Genomic DNA, 22378 nt, shown 5'->3' with positions numbered 1-22378 from the left:
TATAAAATCCCAAGGACTTTGAAGCTAAAAATGACACGTTACGATTAAAACATGTCATTATAAAACGCGCTCTCATTTCGAGCGGTAGCGGGAACTATCTCTTGAATGATAGCGAAAAAATATAGGCATTTCAATCCGCCTGCTTTGCTATCATTCAAGAATGACAATTTTGAAGAACTCTATTTAGTGTTCCATTTAAAATTCTTAATGCCAATCCCGGCAAATATAATTACGTAACCTAATGATACTAAAACGGTAGCAGTAGTATCATTATTCCATTTAACAGGGTCCATACTTGCTGCCAGCATGAGTTTAACTGAACCGTATGGCGACCAATGCACGCCCTGCTTTACCTGGGGGCCCAATGCTCCCATTTCGCCAAACATGCCAACCATCATAAATAAGAAATAGGTAAGGCGCGTAGTTGCATTAACAGTTTCGGGGTTTTTAACAAGGCCCACAATTAACTGCCCAAGGCTAAGATAAACCGCTCCGCCCAAAATGGCTACAGCAAAGGTGAGTAAATATCCCTGCGCGCTAAGTGCTATTTTATCATATTCAAATCCTACAATAAAAACCGCGAGGGTTAATATCATGATCATAACCAGCTGGATGCTTATGCGGCTTGCCATGATTGCCCAGCCGGGTACCGGCGCTACACGCAAACGCTGAAAAATGCCTTTATCTCTATCGCGTGATATAGATATAGTATAACCCATTAAACCTATGGCCATTAACCCTATGGTTATTGCAGTAGAAAGTGCAAACGGACCACCCATTTGCGGTATCATCCCTTTCCAAGATATAAGGATAATAACAGGTACTAATAATGAAATTATAACCGACCGGCGATTACTGAACAAAGTGGCCAGATCGGCCCTTAGTAAAGTTATAAATACGGTGGATGTTTTAGGTATCACTGTTTCCATTTGATTTTTAAATTAGGCGCGCACAGCGCTGCCGGTTAGGGCAATAAACACATCTTCTAAAGTTACTTTTCCACGGCGCGAAACGGCTATTACTTCCGGCTCGTCTCGATGTTTATCAATAAGCGATTGTGGCGTATCAATAGCTATTACGCGGCCATGATCAATAATAGCTATCCGATCACAAACGGCTTCTGCCTCTTCCATAGAGTGTGTGGTTAATAAAACCGCGTGGCCCTTTTCGCGTATGGCTTCAATACGTTCCCAAAGCTGGCGGCGCGATTGCGGGTCAAGGCCTGTTGTAGGCTCATCTAACAGCACCAACCGTGGGTTATGAATAGTTGCAATTACCAGCGATACGCGTTGCTGCTGCCCGCCTGATAACTGCCCGAATTTTTTAGTAGCAGCATCCTCCAGGTTAATATCTTTTAAGGTACCCTTAATCTGATCTTTACTCATCGGCACACCATAAACACCCGAAAACAGTTGAAGTATTTGCACCACATTCAACTCCGGCTGAAAGCTGGTTGATTGCAGCTGTACACCCATTGATGCACGCGCGTGTAAAGGCTTTTTTTGTACGTCTTGCCCATCAACAATAATAGTTCCGTTTTTAAATTTCAGCAGTCCCTCAATAGCGCTAAGGGTACTGGTTTTACCCGCGCCATTAGGCCCAAGCAAACCAAAAATTTCTCCTTTTAATACTTCAAATTTTACATTATTTACCGCAACAAAGTTGCCGTAGTTAACATAAAGGCCCTCTACTTGTAAAATGTACTTATCGTCTTCAATAGCCATATTTTATTATGATTTAGGTGTTAGAGTGCAGTAACTTTTTTTTATTACAATCAAGGCCATTAAAACTTAAACCATAAGGTACCGCTTATAGGTTCGCCGGTGTTTTTGTTTTTCTGGCTTTGCGGCCCCATAACTCTTGCCGGCTGAAATTTGGTACCAATAGCACTTATTCCGTTTAAAAACCCAATATTGCCATCAGGGAATGGCGGCTCTACATTATTATCCTTCAACGCATCCTTTTCTCTTGCCGGGCGCAGCATTTGCAGGTACATGTTTTTATTATCGGTATAAACCGTAAAAGGTGATTCTTTATTTTCAATAACGGCCCAGCTAACCTCGGCATGATAGCCTTTAAATTCGGGGTATCCCCAAGTCTCGCCGGTAATAGTATTATTATAGGCCTTATGCCATACACCAAATAGTTGACCGCGCAGCCTGTTTTTCCAAACACGGTACGGACCACGGCCAAGCCATTTCATCCCGGTAATTTTTTCTTCGGGATAATTAAAGGTAATACCCATATAATCGGCATCGCCGGTTTGGGCGTAGGTATATTCAAGTTTAACAGGCCCGCCGGTAGTGAATGTCCATTTAACATGTAACGTTGCTGCGCCCTGGTAATCAGCCTCTACAACATATTGTTTGTCTACATATTTGTAAGTAAATTCTTTCAATGTTGTGCTAACGCCCGCCAGTACGGGGCCACCGGATAACGAAATAATTGATTTAGCTTTAACTACCTTTTCTATATACCCGGTACGCTGATCAAAGTAATATTCAATATTATTACATTTAACCACTAACTCATTACCTGTTGCTATACCTGCTATTGCAGATTTAGGTGCTAATACAATGGGATTGGCTATAGCAGCCGGTAATTTAATAGCCCAGCTCCAGGTAAACAGCTTTTCATTATGTGGCCCGTAAGCGGTTAAATACAACGCGTCGTTTTTTGCCCATGTTGCAGGCAAATGCAGGTCGAGCATTCCTTTTTCGCCAGGTGCCAGTTCAACTGCTAATGGTGCCCCGGTAGCTATTGTAACGGGCATAGTGCTTTTGCTTTCTGCCGATGGAAATTTAACCAGCTGCCATTTAAACTTACATTGGCTTAATTTGGTAAATGCGTATCTATTTTCGACTGCTATTTTTCCATTGAACGTATTATCAATTGGCTGCGGGTTAATATATATAGGCGACCATATCTCCTTTATGGTATAAAAGCTGGCTTCCTTTTCGCGATGCGGGCCAACTATACCGTCAGGCGCGTGATTGCCGTCACCATCATATATATTACCTTTATCTGTTCGAATAATAGACTCATCCAAAAATGCCCAGATAAACCCGCCTGCCCCATACGGGTGCTTAAGCATCAGGCTCCAAAAATCATCAAGCGCTGCTCCTGCCCCACCATCATATAGGCCATGCATAAATTCTGTAGGAAAAAAAACATCCTTTTCTGTAGCTACCGATTTTACTATGTATTTATAATCAGGATAGTGTTTGGTATTGGTACCATTAAATCTCTCCCATGGGTGTATTACGGTACGTTTTTGCGGATCATATAAGGCATAGTCGTTATCTAACAAGGTGTTCCAGCCACCCTCGTTACCATTATCCCAAAAAATAATTGATGGGTGGTTTACATCGCGTACCACTAATTCTTTCACCAGTTTATGGCCAACTAATGTATCATATTTTGCTTCCCAGCCGGTTAACTCATCTAATACATATACACCCAACGAGTCGCACACGTCAAGAAAATCCTGATCGGGCGGATAGTGCGACATACGTACTGCATTCATATTCATTTCTTTCATCAGTTTCACATCCATTAAATGTACCTGATGGCTTAGGGTGCGCCCCGTCTCGGGCCAAAAGCTATGGCGATTGCTGCCTTTTAATATCATTTTGGCTCCGTTTACATAGAACCCATCGTTGGTACGTATTTCGACCGTACGAAAACCAAACTTTTGCTTAACGCGATGTACAATACCTTGTTTATTTTTTATAGTAACAACTACCTGGTATAAATTAGGATATTCATCACTCCATAATAAGGGTTTGTTAAAAGTGCTTTTTAGTTCCAGATGATCTTGCTTAGCATCAGCAATTACAGAAAAAGGCTTGCCTACATTTTCACCATTCAATTTTTGCACCTGTGCCTCAACGACTTCATCATGCAGGTTTAGCGCATATACATCCAATTGGAAAGAACCATCAGCTTTTGCATTTACAGCAGTTCGGTCAATAAAAGTTGCAGGAACAATCTCCAGGTAAACAGGGCGATATATACCACCAAATACCCAAAAATCACTATTTTTTCGCTCAGCATCATTTACAGAAACATTTGCCGATGTTTTATCTACCGTAACCTCCAATAAGTTTTGGGAATTGTATTTGACCAGATCGGTTATATCATATTTAAAGCGATAAAAGCTTCCCTGGTGTATGGGGCCGGCTTGTTTGCCATTAATTATAACTTTAGTATCAGTCATGGAGCCTTCAAAAACTATGTATACTCTTTTGCCTTTCCAGCTTTCTGCAAAAAATTCATGCTTATAAATTCCTTGCTCATTTGCCTTTACTTTATCGTGCCCATAATTATAAGTACCAAATCCCTGCTGTTCCCAGTTAGATGGTACAGCAATTTTTGCCCATTTGCCGCTCAATCTGCCGTCGGTACAGTAAAAATCCCATTGCACAGTATGATCTTTATCCGTTCCGGACAAATATTTAACTACAGTGGACTGCGAAAAGGATGTTAAAGAAAAAATTAAAAGAAAGGGCAACAGTAGTTGTCTCATGAGCAGGTTTATTAATTATCTGTGATACAGATTTTTTTAAGGTTTATAATTTCATGGTTAGATGGGTAAATATAAGCATACTACTCAAAAGACATTGCATTAACTCCATTTTATGAGAAAGCATAACTTTTGGGCCAGTCTTTAAAATAATTATATATATTTATTAAAATATTAAAAACAAAACCCGTGATTAGCGTACCAACCACACTACTTACATGTTTTAACAAGTAAAAATCAGTCCTATACCTAACAATACATAAAAAATTAATGTTAAAAAATTATAAATTTCATAATTATCAATTCTCAAATCATTATTAATCATAAATATTACAAAATAATACACCATTTATAATTTTATTTTCATTTATTCATTTAATTTATTGATAATAATGAAATAAAAATCAAAATAATTATATTTGAGTCAAAGTTAATTGCCAAAATGAGTAAAATTTGCGAAAATTATTTACTATTAACCGAAAAAGAGCTTGTAGAGTCGCTAAAAAATGGCGATAAATACGCTTTTGAGCAATTATATCACAATTACAAAGTCAGAATATACAGAAACCTATTAAAAATGGTAAAATCTGACGAAATAGCTGAGGAATTATTACAAGATCTGTTTGTAAAAATATGGATAAGCAGGGAAAAACTTAATCCTGAAAAGTCATTTCGTTCTTATTTATTTAAAATTGCCGAAAATTTAGTTTATGATTTTTTCCGAAAAGCGGCACTTAATAAGAAACTTGAAACTTATTTAATATCAGTTTCCGTACCTACAACATCCCCTATTGAACAGCATATATATTATAAAGAAGGTAATTACGTACTGGCAAAAGCAATTGAACAATTGCCCCCTAAGCGTAAGCAGGTTTATATATTATGTAAAATAGAGGGAAGAAGCTACGAAGAAGTTAGCCGGCTACTTGGTGTATCCGTATCAACAGTTAACGAGCATATAGTTAAAGCTTCCAGTGTAGTAAAAAAATATTTTTTACTATCAACCAATATAAGCTGATAGAGCTTATCCCTATAGATTTTCATATATATTGAAAATCATCTTACATCGCCTGTATAAATCTTTACAAGCAGTACAGTAAAAATTAAATAATATTTTTTTTAAACAGAGCAGATGTAATTTTCTTCCCGTACGTATTAGCATACAAATACAAGGAAATTGGAAGATCAACATCTGCTAAAAGAAATCTTTCAGCGTTATATTAATAATGAATGCACCGAACAAGAAATCAAGTTCTTACTGGAGCATTTTAAAACAGATAACAACGAAAGTACTTTAAGGCAAATTATAGTCGAGAAGTTAAATGAATATGCGTTAGATGACTTTGATCAAATGCCCGAAATGAGTAGGACATTTGATGAAACATTTAACAGCATATTGCAAAAAATAGATACTGTTGAGGTAAACAACGAGGAAGTAGAATCTGAACCAACCTCTATCCGCCCGTTAATTTTGAAATTAATGGCTACTACCACCATTATGCTATTAATATTTCAAAGTATGTACACTTATTATAAATCTGCTAACAAAGCAGAAATTAACAAAGTTGTAAAAAGCAAAGAGATAAAAACGAATATAACCCCTGGAAGTAACAAAGCTATACTAACGTTACAGGATGGCTCTAAAATAGTTTTGAATGATGCAAAGGATGGCACACTTGCCCAACAAGGCAATGCTAATGTAGTTAAATTGGCTAACGGGCAGTTAGTTTATAACAAAACAAATGCCGAGCCCGAAAAAGTATTGTATAACACAATGACTACACCCCGGGGTGGCCAATACAAATTAACCTTGCCGGATGGCACAGAGGTTTGGCTTAATTCGGCCTCTTCTATCACTTATCCTACAGCTTTTGTAGGTAAAGAGCGTAATGTAAATATAACCGGCGAAGCGTACTTTGAAGTAGCAAAAAATAAAGAGAAGCCTTTTCGTGTAAGATCCGGCAACCAAACTATAGAAGTATTAGGTACACACTTTAACGTGATGGCTTATGCTGATGAAGATGCTATTAAAACAACATTGCTTGAGGGCTCGGTAAAAATAGTAGAGAATAATGAGGCAAGTATATTAAAGCCGGGCGAACAAGCAATTGTTGATAAAAATGGCAGCGTAAAAATTGGCCCCGCATTAGTTGATGAAGCTTTAGCCTGGAAAAATGGATATTTTAAATTTAACCGGGTTAATATTAAATATATAATGAGGCAACTGGCAAGGTGGTATGATGTTGATGTTTTATATGAGGGCAATATAAAGAATGATGAGTTTGTTGGAACGATAGGGCGGGGCGAAAATATAAGGCAGGTGCTGCACATATTAGAATTAGATAACGTGCATTTTAAAATTGAAGATAAAAAGATAATTGTATTACCATAATTAACAAATTGTTTAACCCCTAAAAAATAACAAAAAATATGAAAAAACGGCTATGAAAACACACATTAAAGCTAATCACAAAAAAACCGGAAGTGCTACCAACACCCCCGGCTTACTGATATGAGTTAGCTAAAAAAGATCCCTGACAGAATCACATTTATTCACTCAAACCTTGCAAAGATATGCAATTAAATTCTCTCTGTAAAGACCGTAAAAAGTTACGGTTCTTATCCTCCAAAGTGTTTATTATTATGAAATTAACTGTATTTATTATTACAATTTCATGTATGCAATTAAGCGCTAAAGTATACTCTCAAAAAATCACCTTATCGGGCGAGAATATTACTTTAGAAAAAGCCCTAAAAACAATTGAACAGCAAAGCGGCTATTTCTTTCTTTATAAATATAATGAGCTTCAAAAGGCCAAGCCTATTTCGGTTCATTTTGAAAACAAATCTATTACCGATGCCTTAAATCAATGCTTAAAAGGGCAACCGTTTACTTATACAATAGAAAATAAAACTATTGTTGTAACTCCAAAAAACGAGACTCCCGAAAGTGTTCAACCTGTCCTTAAAAGTATAAAAGGAAAAGTTGTTGACGAAAAAGGACAGCCATTACCAGGCTCATCGGTTATGATCAAAGGAACCAAAATTGGTGCAGTTACCAATGTTAATGGCGAATTTGAACTTAACAATGTTCCGGATGCGGCTATATTAACAGTTTCATTTATCGGCTACAAAACAAAAGAAGTTTCGGTTAAAAACATTTCATCAGTTGTTACTATTGCGTTAGATCTGGATGAATCTTCTTTAAATGAAGTAGTGGTTACCGGTTTGGCAACCAGCATAAAAAGAAGTAATGCGGCCAGTTCAATTTCTCACCTTTCATCTCAACAATTAGCAGGTACTACCCCGCCGGTTACTATTGATGGTGCCATGAGCGGAAAAATTGTTGGTGCAAACATTAACTCAAATAGCGGTGCACCGGGCGGTGGTATATCAGTTAAATTACGTGGTATATCATCAATTAACGGTTCTTCAGAGCCCTTATATGTAGTTGATGGTGTATTTGTAAACAACTCACAATTTAGTACAGGTGCAGGTGCAAGTGCATTTAGCGGTGCTGGTACAAACCAGGACCAGGCTACAAACCGTTTATCAGATATTAACCCTGCCGATATTGAATCAATAGAGGTATTAAAGGGCCCAAGTGCCGGTGCTATATATGGTACCCGTGCAAATGCAGGTGTTGTAATTATTACTACTAAAAAAGGTAAAGCGGGCCAAACGCGTGTAAACGTTAGCCAGGATGTAGGTTTTGTTTCCGCCGAAAAGCTATTAGGTGCTGAAGGTTGGAGCCTTGACCCTATAGGCCCGCAAGGACAAAACAAATTTGACTATGTTTTTGGTACCGGCGTTGCAGGCAGCGGTAGTGCTACAGAAATTGCAGCATGGAAAGCAGCTACGGCAGCAGGTAAAATATATGATTATGAAAAAATTATTTACGGCAATATTGGTAAAGTAAGTAATACAACAGCAAGCGTATCAGGCGGTACTGATAAAACCAAGTATTATTTAGCCAGCGGGTTAGATAATGAAACAGGTATTGAAAAACGCACCGGCTTTCAACGCCGTTCGGTTAAAGTAAACCTTGATCAAAAATTAACTGATTTCTGGAGCTTCTCAATTGGTTCTAACTATTTAAACACAGGTAACCAACGTGGCTTTAGCGGTAATGATAACAGAGGCGTATCTGTTCCGTATACTTTAGCTTACACGCCAAATTATGCGCAGCTACTTCCTGTAGATGGCAAATACCCGGATTCACCTTATACCGGTGATAATCCTCTTGCTATATCAGACAGAGCTGTTAATAACGAAATAACCAACCGTTTTATACAATCATTCAGCTCTACACTTTATTTAATGCAAAAACCTAATCAAACTTTAAAGTTTGCTTTCTCGGGTGGTTTGGATTATGTACTTACAGAGGATGAGATCTATTTTCCGGATGATTTGCAATCGCAAAGAACCAGGGCCAATGGCGCCGGTGCTTCGCGTTTCTCAAAAAACAGGAGCTTTAATACCAATTATCAAGGCTTTTTAATTGATAACTGGAAAATTAAAAATATTGATTTCACCACGCAAGTAGGTGTGGTAAAGCTTTCTACCAAGAATGATTTTAGCTGGATACAAGGCGAAGGCTTATTGCCGGGCCAGGAAAATCCAAACAATGCTACTGTTAGAACTTCGAGCGAAACTTTTCAGAACTGGACAGATGTTGGCTTTGTTGGACAACAAGAAATTAACTGGGATGATAAAGTTATTGCTACCGGTGGTATAAGGTTTGATAAATCAACCTTAAATGGTGATAATAATAAATTATACGCTTTCCCAAGAGCCTCGGTTGCTTTAAACTTAACCAAATTTGATTTTTGGAAAGCGCAAACTATTAATGAGTTTAAACTAAGGCTTGCTTATGGCCGTACAGGTGGCGAGCCTGCTTTTGGTAATACCTTTACCTCATTAGCTACTACAAGCTATGGTGGTTTATTAGGTACGGTAACACCAACTACAGTAGGCAACTCAACTATTCAGCCAGAAACTGCCCAGGAAATAGAAATGGGTACAGATATAGCTTTGTTTAATGGTCGGTTAACATTTGAAGGTTCATATTACATTAAAAATGTATATAATCTGTTAAATCCTTATGTTCTATCAGACGGCACCGGGGTATTATCATATATAGCTTATCCGGTAGGCGATTTACAAAACAAAGGTATTGAACTCGCTTTAGGCGGTACACCTGTTAAATTGCCAAATTTTGCATGGACCACAAACCTCCAATTTTGGAATAACAGGACCAAAGTAACCCGCCTGGTTATACCAAATACAACCGTAGGTAGTGGTTTTAGTATATATGGCCGTAACCAGTTAAGATTGGGCCAGTCTCCCAGCGCATGGTATGGTTCACCAAACGTGGTTGACGCGTCAGGAATTGCACAGGCTACACAATATGAAGATGCACAGCCTAAGTACCAGGTATCATGGTCAAATACATTCACTTTTCTTAAAAACTTTGATTTTTCGTTCTTATTACATAGAAGCTACGGTAACTTCAACTCTAACCTTACCCAAAAGCAAAAAGATGCCGGCGGTACGTCAATCGATTGGAGCCATAACGACAATTTATGGGGCCTAACAGGCGTGCCAAATGGAAAGGCAAGGTCTCCTAGTAATCCAAATGTAACTGCAAGAGAGTTTATACAAGATGCCAGCTACCTGCGCTTAAGAGAAGTTGCGCTATATTATAATATTCCAAAATCATTCCTTACCACTGCTTTTCATAATACGGTACAGAGTGTAAAACTTGGTGCATCAGCTACTAACTTGTTTACAATAACGCAATACCAGGGATATGACCCTGAAGCATCAAACTTTGGTAACCAATCAGTTGGAGCAAGTGTTGACAACTCGGCATTCCCGAGCAGCAAGAGAATATTTATACGCTTAGCGGTTGGATTTTAGAACCTAATTTTAAAACTTAAAAACATGAAATACTTTAAAATAAAATCCCATATTCTATTGATCGGAGTATTGTTCATGCTCCCTGCATGTAGCGTATTCGAGACAAAAAAGGTAGTTGACCCTAACTTACCATCGCAAGAATCTGTATTAACAAATGCAACAGCCGTACAACTTAATGAACTGGGTGTTGGTTTACAATCTGTAATGCGTAACGGTATACAAAACTATCGTTTAGTAACCGGATCCATCGGAAGAGAAATGTACAATCTAAGTTCGGTTGAATTAACCTGGACTACTGAGCTTTTAGGCACTACAAATGGCGGCTTTAGCTTAACTACGGGCTTCAACGCGTCATATGATGATTTTTCGCAAACCCGCAGGCGCGCAGAATTATTTATGAGAGGCGCTAATGCCAGTACTGCTCTTAACGAAACACAAAAAAATAGCATCAGGGGCTTTTGTAATACAGTTGAAGCTTATGTAATGCTTAAAAACTTAAATATGCAATACCAAAATGGTATACGTATTAGTTTTACTGACTTAAATACACCCGGCGATTTGCTTAAACCCGGACCGTTTGTATCATATGACGCAGCGTTAACAGAAATTAAGCGATTACTTGATCTTGGCAACACGCAACTGGCCTCAGCCGGTACCGCATTTGCCTTCCCGATGACAACCGGCTGGGCAGGATTTTCAACTCCGACCACCTTTTCTACATTTAACCGCGGCCTGGCTGCCGAAGTGATGATGTATCAAAAAGACTGGAATGGTATGTTAACAGCCTTAGGTGCATCTTTTATGAATCTTAGCGGTCCGTTAACAACCGGTCCGGTGTTTACTTTTTCAACTACATCCGGCGATATTTTTAATCCGCTTTATCAACAAAAAAACACAACCTCGGCACCTATGGTAGCGCAAGCCTTATTTATTTCGCAGGCAGAAGCAGGCGATACCCGGGTACCTGCTAAAGTAGCTTTAAGAACTACACCACGTGTACTTAACGGGTTAACCGGTGCTTATGACGTGTATATGTATCCTACAAATACCTCTCCTATATCAATTTTACGTAATGAGGAGTTGATATTAATGTATGCAGAAGCACAAATTCAGCTTAATACGCCAACTAGTTTAATAGCCGGGGCAGCAGCACTTGATGTTATAAGGGTTGCATCAGGACTACCAACTTTGGCAATAGCAAAACCAACTGTGTTAGGTAACCAGGCTGCATTAATAACAGAAATGCTAAATCAACGCAGGTATTCTTTATTTTTTGAAGGCCACCGCTGGTTTGATATGCGCAGGTATAATTTATTAAGCACCTTACCTAATGATCTGCCTACAGCAAAGGTATATACGCAATTAATAAGACCGTTTGCCGAAGTGCAGTGGGACGCGAAAAATCCTCAATAGTTAATTAATTTTAACATAAAAAAAATGAAAAACAAATTTTTAATAGCATTGCTATTTTTAAGCGGAGGATTATTAAGCGTTAACGCACAGCATAAAGCTGTTGGCAATAAAACGGATTTTAAACTGGCGTTTTCTTCAACTGCAAGTAAAGAAGCCATAACCGGGCGCATGTTTTTAATAATATCTCATTCTGATACTATTGAACCGCGTTTGCAGGTTGGTCGTTACGGTCCTCAGCTTTTTGGTGTGGATGTTGTAAACCTGAAACCATCGCAGCCGGTTACTGTAGATGCTACAACACTTGGGTATCCTGGCAATACACTTAAAAATCTGCCTGCGGGCGATTATTATGTGCAGGCGGTATTAAGTAAATACACCAAGTTTAAGCGGTCAGACGGGCATACCCTGTGGATGCACATGGATCAATGGGAGGGGCAAAACTGGACACGATCACCTGGCAATATTTACAGCAAGATGATGAAAATAACTATTAACAAAACCCCTAACCAGGTTGTAAAGTTAACTGTGGACCAGATTATTCCGCCTATCGCTGTTCCGCCGGATACAAAATGGGTTAAGCATATTAAAATACAAAGTGCAAAGCTTACGGCTTTTTGGGGGCATCCTATTTTTATAGGTGCCACCATACTTTTGCCTAAAGGTTATGAGGACCATCCGGAAAAGCATTACCCAACTGTTTATGAGCAGGGTCACTTTTCTACAGGGGCGCCGTTTAGGTTTAAAGATGCACCGGATAATAAGTTTTACCAGGATTGGACATCTGCCGGTTTTCCTGAATTTATAGCGATAACTATTCAGCACCCATCACCTTATTTTGATGATTCGTATGCGGTAAATACACCTAACAATGGCCCTTACGGCGATGCGATACATGAAGAACTGATACCCGAAATTGAAAAGCAGGTTCGTTGTATTAAAGAAGGATGGGCCCGTTTACTAACAGGCGGCTCAACCGGTGGTTGGGAATCGTTCGCGCTACAATGTCTTTATCCTGAGTTTTATGGTGGTACCTGGTCTTATTCGCCAGATCCGCTTGACTTTCATAACGTAGAAGGTATCAATGTTTATGAAGATAAAAACGCGTTCTACAAAATTCATGAATATTACAAGGTACCTACAGCCAATACCCGTTACCCGCTAACCGGCGATGTTCGTTTAACATCAGAGCAGCGCAATACCATGGAAGTGGTAAATGGCACGCTTGGCCGTTCGGGTGGGCAATTGGATATCTGGAGTTCGATATTCGGCCCTATCGGTCCGAATGGTTATTTTAAACCATTGTTCGATAAAACAACCGGCGACATGGACCCTGCCGTAGCCAAATACTGGATAGACAACTGGGATATGCGTGTTTACCTGGAAAAAAACTGGGCAACTGTTGGACCAAAACTGGTGGGCAAACTAAATGTTATTGCCGGCCGTACGGACGACTTTTTCCTGAACTTTGGTGTTTATCATATGGAAGACTTTTTGGTGAAAACAAAAGATCCTTACTATGGCGGTACCATCACTTATGGTGACAGGGGCGGACATAGTTACCGCAACTACACCAGCGGCGAGTTGATTAAAGTTATGGACGCGCATTTAAAAAAGATGCATCCGGCTTATAAATAAGTTTACATTATTTATATTAAAATTTGGTTATGAAGAAGAACTTTAATGGCTCACCAAAAATGAGTTTAATTAAACTAAACCTGGTATTGCTAACAGCAATATCAGGTTTAACTACCTCGCCTTTAATGGCACAACGCGGTGGCAGAAGCGCAAGTACAGCTGCGCCGGCAAGAATGGTTAATAAAGAAGACTCTGCCTATATCAGGAACAATTATAAAAAGATAGAGATCATGATCCCGATGAGGGATGGTGTTAAGCTTTATACTGCAATATATGTACCTAAGGACGAAACTAAAAGCTATCCTATTATGATGAGCCGGTCGCCATATGGCTCTGGCCCTTATGGAGCAGATGTTTATAAAACATCGTTGGGCCCATCTATGATATTTGCAAAAGAGGGTTTTATTTTTGCTTACCAGGATGCACGCGGGCGTTTCATGTCTGAGGGCGATTTTGTTGCAACCAGGCCCTATGTGCTTAAAAAAACCAATAAGGATATAGATGAAAGCTCTGATACTTACGATACCATCGATTGGATGATAAAAAACCTTCCGCACAACAATGGTAAAGTAGGTACCTGGGGTATATCAGCTCCGGGCTTTTATACTACTATGACGGCTATTGAGGCTCATCCTGCCTTAAAAGCGGTTTCGCCGCAGGCACCGGTTACCAACTGGTTTATGGGCGATGACCGCCACCACAATGGTGCTTTCCAGGAGATGGGAACATTTGCTTTCCTTTCGGGCTTTGGTGTTGCCAGGCCGGTACCTACACCAATAAATGCACGCGCGTTTTCTGCATACGGTACGCCTGATGGTTATAAGTTTTATTTAGCTATGGGGCCATTAAAGAATTTTGATGACAAAATTCTTCATCATACCAATAAACTTTGGAATGAAATGATGGAGCATGATACCTATGATGAGTATTGGAAAAGCCGTACACCCGAACCGCATTTAAAAAACATAGTGCCTGCAATGATGACCGTAGGCGGTTTCTTTGACCAGGAAGATCCATACGGACCGTTAAAGGTAAACGCCAGTATAGAAAAAGGCGGCCATAAAGACAGGAACATTTTAGTGATGGGCCCATGGTACCACGGTGGGTTTTCGCGCGGCGATGATGAAACTGTTGGCAATATCCAATTAGGATCAAAAACAGGCGTATTTTATCGTGAAAATATTGAGTTTCCATTTTTCATGCATTATTTAAAAGACGCGCCTGATCCTCAACTTCCAAATGCTTATATGTTTGAAACCGGAACCAACGTGTGGAAAAAATACAGTAAATGGCCACCTGAAGAAGCTAAACAGGGCGCTATATATTTGCAACCGGGTAACAAGCTTGCATTTACTACACCACAGGCAAATACAAAAATGTTTGATGCCTACGTAAGTGACCCTGCTAAACCGGTGCCTTATACTGCCGAGATACGCACCATTAGAGGAAGCGAATTTATGGTAGAAGATCAACGTTTTGCAGCCAACAGGCCCGATGTATTAGTTTATGAAACTGAGGTGTTGGATAAAGACGTTACCGTTGCGGGCAATGTAACAGCTGATCTGTTTGTTTCAACAACCGGAACTGACGCTGATTTTGTAGTAAAGGTAATTGACGTATATCCTGACGATGCTCCTGATAACGCCGCACTAAATCCGGCCATAAAAATGGGTGGTTTTGAGATGCTGGTAAGAGGTGAGATAATGCGCGCCAAGTTCAGGAACGACTTTGGTAAACCTGAGCCAATGGTACCCGGTAAGGTAACCGAGGTTAAATGGGATGTGGAAGATATTAACCATACCTTCCTGAAGGGCCATAAAATAATGTTCCAAATACAAAGCACCTGGTTCCCATTGAATGACAGGAACCCGCAAAAGTTTGTAAATATTTATAAAGCCAACGAATCTGATTTCCAGAAGGCTACCAACAAGGTATATTTTACGCCTCAATATCCATCGCATGTTGATGTGAAGTTGATAGAAAAATAGTGTTTAAATAAGTTGTTTGTTTGATGACAAGGCGGGGCCGGATTTATCCGGTTCCGCTTTTGTTGTTTATAGGGGTATTCCAAAAGTAAAAGAACAGATGGAACACTATAGAAAATATTACCTCTTTCCCTTCTGCAACTGCAGCATCTTTACCGCATAACGCCTGCCTAATACCTGGGCTGATGAGCTATTAAAGTGTAAAGTATCACCACGATGCACCAAATCTTCTGATGTGACTAAAGCTGTGAAAGGTACCGTTGCGGGTAGTTTTGCCAGTTCTGTATTAATATACACAAATTCAGGGCGGTATCTGCCCAACTCGCCTGCCACAAACGGCAACCTTGGATTATTTACCAGCGAGCGCAAACGCCCTATCAATTCTGTTAATTGCGCTAAGTAAACCTTTGCTTTTTCGGGTGTAGTATTTGATTCGCCCTGGTGCCAAATAATGCCTTTAATATCGCCAAATTGCATAGCGAACTTTATGCGCTTTATAGCATCATCATAAGGATGCGTTTTTGTTGCCGCATCATAAGCACCCGGTAACCAATGCTCAATAGGCGTACCACCCACCGCGCAGGGTATTAAACCGATTTTAATATTGGGGTTGGCATTGGTCATTGCTATTGCGAAACTCAATCCCGGGCCAACGCCTGCAGTAGGTTTATCAAAATGAACCGGGTGTTTGGCTAATACCCATGTACTATCCTTAGTAAGCATGTATACTTTATCGTTACCCTCGTTCTTAATATCATCGGTTATATATCCACGGCCTGCCATGTTTGATTGCCCGGCAAGAATATACAATTCAAATTTAGGATCAGGTTTTTGTGCATTACTGTTAATAGCGGCAATTAAACAAATGAGTAAAAGAAAATATTTTTTCATGTTAATTATGAATAAATGGAAGAGAAATACTTTTATAAGCAGACTTTTGCACTTGCAATTTTAGCTTCTTAAAGCTTTGTAACGGACCTTCGGCAATAAATATATTAATTAGCCATGCCGGTGCGGCACCGCCGGGATCTATTTGTAAAAAATAAGTAACGTTAACCCGGTCATTGCCGACAGGTGTAATTACCCATTTACCTTTTGACTCATGTATCCGGAAAATATTATCTTTTTCGGGTACCAGACCTACCACCGACGGTGCATCAACAGTCACCACTTTAGTATCACGGTTTTGGCTAACTGTAATATGGGCCGCAAAATCGCGGTTTTGAGCGGGCCAGGGCATATCGATCTCCGCATAATAATAAAGTTCGGCAGGCGACACCTGCTTAATCAATGTGGTTAATTTGGTTTTATATACCCAATCTGTATAATGCTTAATATCCAGCAATACTGCAACCAATTGTGATGCTGTGGCATTAAAGGTGCATTCAACTTTAATTGGTTTAACTTTTGCCGCAGATAAGATGTTGTTATAAACCTTTATGCCTTCGCTTTCTGTTTTAAATACCCAATGCTCTTGTGCATGCAGCAATTTTGAGCCGGCAAATGATAGGATAATTAAAAATATTTTATAATTCATGATAATTTTCCATATTAATAAACTCATTTTTACTCATCCCGCGGCACTTCCTCCCCCCTTTCCGCCAAAACAAAAAAAGGGTTGTAGAGCGAAGTGATGAGCGGTGAGTACCGCCATCTTATATCCCTGCTACCCACTTACCTATAAATGGCAGCTTACTTAACAGCCACACCAATAATAATGATAGTAAAAAGCATATAATTGCTGTTACGGGTATACTTGTCAATGGCGCACAAAGCTTATAATTTATACCAAACAAATCATCCAAAAAATATAGAACCAGCGCGTGGCTCAAATAAATGCCAAAATTAAATTTACAGGCAAAATCCTGGGCTTGTTTAACAAATGCCGGTAATTCCATCTTCGTAAACCGCCCCATTAAAAACACTGCCGATGCTAATAATACAATTGCCGGGCCAAGTGGTTCATATAGTAAAGTAATAAAGCTGGCATATTTGTAAACCAGGTAAGTGCCCCAAAATATTATGCATAAAATAGACACAAATAAAATAAACATCACCAATACAATGTTTTTCCTTCTATCAAAATTAAAAGTAAGATAATGCCCCAAAACCAAATAACCTGCATAGCCGGCAAAATAATGCAAATTAACCTGTGGATTAAATCTTACTATATATGGCTGACTAATTATCATTACTACCAACCACATTATTAAAAAATATTCAATCTCTCTTTTTGTAGCGTTACGTACAAACTTGCTTATTATCGGTATAAAAAAGTAAAGCCCTATCAGCATATATACATACCATAAATGGTAACAGCTGCCATATTTTAGCTGATGTAAAACCTGTTTAATGTTTGCCAGGGTATCACCGTCAAAAACCAATTCTTCATTATACCAGGAGTAACCTATATATACCAGGCTCCAAAATAAAAAGGGTGCCACTACCCTGCTTAAACGTTTTTGCAGGAAATTGCCCAGCTCATATTCGCGGTGCAGTAAAAGCGCGCCGGTTATCATTACAAATACGGGTACAGCAAAACGCACCAAGCTATTGTAAAGATCGGCAGCGAGCCAGGTATTGATAGGTATATGGCCATATTGCCCCAGCGGAATAGCAGCGGTATGTAATACAATTACAGCCAATAAGGCAATAAGCCTTAAACTATTTATCCATTCAAAGTTTTGCGATTTGGCCGTGGTCATTAATAAGAAATGTTTATAACTGCATGTGTGTTTAAAAGTAATATAATTCTGTATAACAACTAACACAAACTTAATTAAGCCTTAACATGCAGCTTTTACTTTTGTACATTATTCATTTGATGTACTACCCACTTGTTCTTTTTTCATTGAACTAATAAGATCAGTTAATAGTAAAGAGAGTTTTCGGCTCTCTTTATTTATTTAAAACTATTTCTTTTCAAATACATTACCCATTATTATGAAGATATTATATGCTATACAAGGCACCGGCAACGGGCATTTAAGCCGCTCGATGGATATTGTGCCCCTGCTTAAAAAAATGGGCGATGTTGATGTATTGGTAAGCGGTACGCAAGGCGATTTGAACCTGCCTTTCGCCATAAAATACAAACTGCATGGCTTTGGTTTTGTATTCGGTAAATCAGGCGGGGTAGATCTTTGGAAATCGTTTTTAAGATCGAGGTTCCGCAAATTTATCAAAGAAATAAATACTCTGCCCATTGATAAATATGACCTGGTGATCAATGATTTTGAGCCGGTATCGGCATGGGCATGTTATCTTAAAAATAAACCTTGCATAGGGCTTAGCCATCAGGCAGCTGTTTTACATGAGAAAGCCCCAAAGCCCGATGAAACCGATATGATAGGTAGGCTCATTCTTAAAAACTACGCACCTGTTACAGCGCAATATGGCTTTCATTTTAAATCATTTGATAAAAATATATTTACCCCGGTAATACGCCAACAGGTACGTGAGCAGGAAATTGAGAACAAAGGGCATTATACCGTGTATTTGCCGGCTTATGATGATAAGCGATTAATAAAAAGACTATCAGAATTTAAAGATGTGCAATGGGATGTTTTCTCTAAACACAACAAAAAGGTATATAAGCATAAAAACGTTGCTATACAGCCTATTGATAATAAAGGCTTTATAAAAAGCATGGCCCAAAGCGTGGGTGTGCTTTGCGGTGGTGGTTTTGAAACCCCTGCCGAAGCCCTGTTTATGAAGAAAAAATTATTGGTAATACCTATGAAGAACCAATATGAGCAGCAACTAAATGCAGCTGCTTTAAAAGATATGGGCGTACCTGTTATAAAAAGCCTTAAACCAAAGCATGACGAAAAGATATTGGATTGGATAAATAACGGCCAGCCAATTAAAGTAAACTACCCGGATAATACACAGCACGTAATTGATCTGCTTTTTGAACAGTTTGCAGAAACGAGTTATTTCAAAACCAGTTTGGTAGCGCAGTAATACATACAATTCCCTCCCCAGCGGGTGCGGTCGGATGTGTGCAAAAGCAGGGAGGGGTAATAGTAAAATGATGTATAAACCCTACCTTCCCGAGGAAAGGAATCGCACTTGTCCCAGCTTTTACTCAGACCGTATCTACTTCAAAACCACCCTGGTAGCCCCATAACCAAACTTTTCTTTAAGCGCATCCATAAAGGTTTGCACTTTAGGATGTTTGCTTAGTGTTTTTTGTATTTCGTGCCGTAAAACACCATTGCCCGCGCCATGTATAAAAACAACATCATGCAACTGGTGCACAATGGCCGAATCAAGCGCTTTATTAAAATAGTCAAGCTGAATTTTTAATATTTCGGCACTGTTTAAAAATTGATGATCATCGCGCAGCTTTTCAATGTGCAAGTCTGTTTCGCGGGCGGTTTTTTCAAGTGCTACCTTTTCTTCGGCAGGTTTATAAAAGCTTTCCTTTAGTTGTTGGGCATCTATTACAAAATCAGGCTCGTCTAATTGTATCAACCAGCCTTGTTCGTTTAAAACCGGAAGTAGTTTTTTACTTCCCGAAAAATCTTTGGCTTTAAACTTTTCTTTTACAGTTAATGAAGGGGGCAACTCTACATTTTGCGTTGTATAAAACAGGATATTAAAAATAAACTTTGGCCATAGTTGCAGATCGGCCAATTGGGCAGAATAAACTTTAACAACAGATTTAGGCGCAACTATACCGGCATATTCTCCTCTAAAAATCTGCTTTTCGGTAGTTAAACTTGCCAGTAATTGATAGGATGTATCATTTATTAAATTGAAATGCACTACCGAATTTGCTTTAGCATCAGCAATTACACCTATATAAATGCCTTTGTTTTTAAATTCGCCCTGCTGTATCTGTGCTTCTTCGGTTATAGTTGTTTTGGTACCCGTGGGCTCATATCCATGCACCATGGTCACTTTGCTTGCCAGTACCTGTATTTCAAAATCATCCTCGCCGGTTACCCCTATCATAACCTCATCAATAATGCGGGTAATAAAGCCTTCCATCTTTTCGTCAACAAACCTTACAAAGTCACCTAATTTATATTTCATATACAGCAATAGCGTTAAAGAGGCAAAGTTACCTTATATATTTACTATAAATAGCAACATATAAAATGTATTAATTGTTATATTTTTAAACCTGGTTAGGTAATTTTAGGCAGGAACCCTCATTAAAAAAATTAAGCCACTTGCTTATGCAAGTGGCTCGTTATAGCTATTTAATACCCCTATTAAAATAACCTGATGTAAAGTAAAAGAATATTTCAACATCTACCAAATCAATGCTTCAAATATTATTAAAAACATACTTATAAGTATGTTTTTGTGATATTTTGAGTAAAACATCTTATTTCTTTAATTTTAATAATCACAAAAAAGGCCTGCCGGTAGCAAGCCTTTTAATGAGTGAATTAGCCTTATCCTAATAAAACAGCTTTAACCACATCAAGTATTTTAAATGAGTCTGCAGAGGTTGGCGCTTCGGCATAAACGCGAAGTACCGGTTCTGTTCCTGATGGGCGTATCATTACCCAGGTTTCATCTTCAAAGAAGAATTTGAAGCCGTCCATATCATCAGTTTTTACAACCTTTAAATTTCCAAAGCTGCTATATACGCCGGTTTTGCTTTTGTTAATGATCTGTTGTTTCAATTCTTCGGTTACGTGCAGATCATAACGCTCAACTGCAAATTTGCCTACAATGTCATAAATTTCCTGTACCAGGTCGCTTAAGCTGCGGCCGGTTTTGGCCATAAACTCCCATATAATTAACCCTATCCAGATACCATCACGCTCGGGGATATGCCCCACGGCAGCAATGCCGCCAGATTCTTCGCCACCAACCAAAAATGGTTTGCCCGAGTTTACTATCAAATCGCAAATATATTTAAAGCCAATTTTGGTTACCGTATTGTTTAAACCATAAACATCGCAAAGCTTTTGTATTTTGCTGGTACAAGAGAAGGTTGAGTAAACTTCGCCGGTTTCCTTTTTAACTTTATACAGGTAGTGAATAAGTAGCAACAAAATATGGTGCGAATCTACAAACGTACCATTCTGGTCATACAAACCAATACGGTCGGCATCACCATCAGTAACTAAGCCCGAAGCAATCTCGCCTTCTGATAACTTAATAATATCCTCAAATTCGGTTAAATTACGTTGTATAGGTTCTGGTGCCTGCCCATCAAAGCCCGGGTTGGCATCGCAGTGCAAAAAAGTAATGTCAGGGAACAGGCGGCGCATTACATTTTGCCCGGCACCGTACATGGCGTCATAGGCCCAGCCCAATCCGCAGGTACGTATAGCTTCCAGGTCGAAATTATTTTCAACATGGGCAACATACATGTCCTCCAGGTTTATATATTCTATTAAGCCATCTTTTTGATATTCGATCAATGATTTTAAGCTGAGTTCAAGCGTATCTGGTATCCTGGCTTCTACCTTTTCAATATCAGATGGTACAGCGGGGCCGCCAAAGTCGGCTTTTATTTTAAAACCATTGTATGATGGAGGATTATGGCTCGCGGTAATAATTATACCTGCTGATGCATGTTTGCGTACCGTTCCTAATGATATCATCGGGGTAGAAACGAACGAGTTTTCGGCACGGAAAACCTTCACACCTTGCGATGCCAATACCCTTGCGGTGGTATCAGCAAACAACGGACCGGCAAAACGCGGATCGCACCCTACAACTGCCGAAGGATCTTTAAAATTCTCTTTTAGCCATAATGCAGTGGCGTACGAAACACGTTTTACGTTTTCAACCGTAAAATCATCCGCTATGATAGCTCTCCAGCCATCAGTACCAAATTTTATTTTTGTCATTTTTGTATATGATATATAGTAGTTAAAATCCTAATTTAGGCGCCTCAAACTTGATACAAGAATATCAATCATTT

General features: G+C 39.1%; 15 protein-coding genes. 7 read left to right on the top strand and 8 right to left on the bottom strand.

Features of this window, described 5'->3' with window-relative positions; genetic code table 11:
- Positions 1-179 precede the first annotated feature (179 nt).
- Genes JWR23_RS00290 through JWR23_RS00280 form a run of 3 tightly spaced genes read right to left on the bottom strand, consistent with a single transcriptional unit; the run spans position 180 to position 4528 of the window.
- Positions 180-929: an ABC transporter permease gene (locus tag JWR23_RS00290; RefSeq protein ID WP_299511478.1), complete on the bottom strand. Its 750-nt coding sequence runs from the start codon at positions 927-929 to the stop codon at positions 180-182.
- A gap of 12 nt (positions 930-941) precedes the next feature.
- Entirely contained in the window at positions 942-1724 is a 783-nt protein-coding gene (locus JWR23_RS00285; RefSeq protein ID WP_299511476.1) for an ABC transporter ATP-binding protein, read from the bottom strand.
- 59 nt (positions 1725-1783) lie between these two features.
- Entirely contained in the window at positions 1784-4528 is a 2745-nt protein-coding gene (locus tag JWR23_RS00280; RefSeq protein WP_299511475.1) for a glycoside hydrolase family 2 TIM barrel-domain containing protein, read from the bottom strand.
- Between the two features lie 439 nt (positions 4529-4967).
- Between JWR23_RS00280 and JWR23_RS00275 the strand changes: the two genes are divergently transcribed.
- The 6 genes from JWR23_RS00275 (at position 4968) to JWR23_RS00250 (ending at position 15483) form a co-directional block, all read left to right on the top strand.
- A complete protein-coding gene (locus JWR23_RS00275) occupies positions 4968-5543 on the top strand; it encodes an RNA polymerase sigma factor (protein ID WP_299511473.1) in 576 nt (191 codons plus the stop codon).
- A gap of 159 nt (positions 5544-5702) precedes the next feature.
- The gene (locus tag JWR23_RS00270) at positions 5703-6917 is read left to right on the top strand and encodes a FecR family protein (RefSeq protein WP_299511471.1); all 1215 of its coding nucleotides are present in this window, start codon (positions 5703-5705) and stop codon (positions 6915-6917) included.
- 251 nt (positions 6918-7168) lie between these two features.
- Entirely contained in the window at positions 7169-10447 is a 3279-nt protein-coding gene (locus JWR23_RS00265) for a SusC/RagA family TonB-linked outer membrane protein (protein ID WP_299511467.1), read from the top strand.
- A gap of 24 nt (positions 10448-10471) precedes the next feature.
- Complete coding sequence (locus tag JWR23_RS00260; protein WP_299511464.1) at positions 10472-11860, top strand: RagB/SusD family nutrient uptake outer membrane protein; 1389 nt, start codon at positions 10472-10474, stop codon at positions 11858-11860.
- Positions 11861-11884: 24 nt separating this feature from the next.
- Positions 11885-13495 (top strand): alpha/beta hydrolase-fold protein, encoded by a 1611-nt coding sequence (locus JWR23_RS00255; protein WP_299511461.1) that lies wholly within the window; start codon positions 11885-11887, stop codon positions 13493-13495.
- Between the two features lie 29 nt (positions 13496-13524).
- Positions 13525-15483 (top strand): CocE/NonD family hydrolase, encoded by a 1959-nt coding sequence (locus tag JWR23_RS00250; RefSeq protein ID WP_299511457.1) that lies wholly within the window; start codon positions 13525-13527, stop codon positions 15481-15483.
- Between the two features lie 117 nt (positions 15484-15600).
- Here JWR23_RS00250 and JWR23_RS00245 read toward each other — a convergent pair whose 3' ends face one another.
- From JWR23_RS00245 to JWR23_RS00235, 3 genes are all read right to left on the bottom strand, one after another.
- Positions 15601-16371 carry a sialate O-acetylesterase gene (locus JWR23_RS00245; protein WP_299511453.1) on the bottom strand — a complete coding sequence of 257 codons (771 nt, stop codon included), beginning with the start codon at positions 16369-16371 and terminating at the stop codon, positions 15601-15603.
- 1 nt (position 16372) lies between these two features.
- A complete protein-coding gene (locus JWR23_RS00240) occupies positions 16373-17044 on the bottom strand; it encodes an START domain-containing protein (RefSeq protein ID WP_299511451.1) in 672 nt (223 codons plus the stop codon).
- A gap of 91 nt (positions 17045-17135) precedes the next feature.
- Positions 17136-18185, bottom strand: coding sequence for an acyltransferase family protein (locus JWR23_RS00235; protein ID WP_299511448.1), 1050 nt, complete (start codon positions 18183-18185; stop codon positions 17136-17138).
- Between the two features lie 238 nt (positions 18186-18423).
- On the opposite strand from JWR23_RS00235, the gene JWR23_RS00230 reads away from it, so the two are divergent.
- On the top strand, positions 18424-19446 hold the full coding sequence (locus JWR23_RS00230; RefSeq protein WP_299511444.1) for a glycosyltransferase family protein: 1023 nt from the start codon (positions 18424-18426) through the stop codon (positions 19444-19446).
- A gap of 135 nt (positions 19447-19581) precedes the next feature.
- Here JWR23_RS00230 and JWR23_RS00225 read toward each other — a convergent pair whose 3' ends face one another.
- Together JWR23_RS00225 and JWR23_RS00220 are read right to left on the bottom strand one after the other, a co-directional pair.
- Positions 19582-20523, bottom strand: coding sequence for a Smr/MutS family protein (locus JWR23_RS00225; protein ID WP_299511442.1), 942 nt, complete (start codon positions 20521-20523; stop codon positions 19582-19584).
- 368 nt (positions 20524-20891) lie between these two features.
- The gene (locus JWR23_RS00220; RefSeq protein ID WP_299511437.1) at positions 20892-22304 is read right to left on the bottom strand and encodes a phosphoglucomutase/phosphomannomutase family protein; all 1413 of its coding nucleotides are present in this window, start codon (positions 22302-22304) and stop codon (positions 20892-20894) included.
- Positions 22305-22378: the final 74 nt, after the last annotated feature.

This window comes from Mucilaginibacter sp., from assembly GCF_028288205.1.
In the GTDB taxonomy this organism is placed as follows: domain Bacteria; phylum Bacteroidota; class Bacteroidia; order Sphingobacteriales; family Sphingobacteriaceae; genus Mucilaginibacter.
Note: the sequence above shows the minus strand (reverse complement) of the source record. Positions and strands in the feature narration are given on the sequence as shown.

Bases quoted from the DNA above. Each gene is read 5' to 3' on its own strand.
- JWR23_RS00290 (WP_299511478.1), bottom strand. From the start codon at position 929: ATGGAAACAGTGATACCTAAAACATCCACCGTATTTATAACTTTACTA.
- JWR23_RS00285 (WP_299511476.1), bottom strand. From the start codon at position 1,724: ATGGCTATTGAAGACGATAAGTACATTTTACAAGTAGAGGGCCTTTAT.
- JWR23_RS00280 (WP_299511475.1), bottom strand. From the start codon at position 4,528: ATGAGACAACTACTGTTGCCCTTTCTTTTAATTTTTTCTTTAACATCC.
- JWR23_RS00275 (WP_299511473.1), top strand. From the start codon at position 4,968: ATGAGTAAAATTTGCGAAAATTATTTACTATTAACCGAAAAAGAGCTT.
- JWR23_RS00265 (WP_299511467.1), top strand. From the start codon at position 7,169: ATGAAATTAACTGTATTTATTATTACAATTTCATGTATGCAATTAAGC.
- JWR23_RS00260 (WP_299511464.1), top strand. From the start codon at position 10,472: ATGAAATACTTTAAAATAAAATCCCATATTCTATTGATCGGAGTATTG.
- JWR23_RS00255 (WP_299511461.1), top strand. From the start codon at position 11,885: ATGAAAAACAAATTTTTAATAGCATTGCTATTTTTAAGCGGAGGATTA.
- JWR23_RS00250 (WP_299511457.1), top strand. From the start codon at position 13,525: ATGAAGAAGAACTTTAATGGCTCACCAAAAATGAGTTTAATTAAACTA.
- JWR23_RS00245 (WP_299511453.1), bottom strand. From the start codon at position 16,371: ATGAAAAAATATTTTCTTTTACTCATTTGTTTAATTGCCGCTATTAAC.
- JWR23_RS00240 (WP_299511451.1), bottom strand. From the start codon at position 17,044: ATGAGTTTATTAATATGGAAAATTATCATGAATTATAAAATATTTTTA.
- JWR23_RS00235 (WP_299511448.1), bottom strand. From the start codon at position 18,185: ATGACCACGGCCAAATCGCAAAACTTTGAATGGATAAATAGTTTAAGG.
- JWR23_RS00230 (WP_299511444.1), top strand. From the start codon at position 18,424: ATGAAGATATTATATGCTATACAAGGCACCGGCAACGGGCATTTAAGC.
- JWR23_RS00225 (WP_299511442.1), bottom strand. From the start codon at position 20,523: ATGAAATATAAATTAGGTGACTTTGTAAGGTTTGTTGACGAAAAGATG.
- JWR23_RS00220 (WP_299511437.1), bottom strand. From the start codon at position 22,304: ATGACAAAAATAAAATTTGGTACTGATGGCTGGAGAGCTATCATAGCG.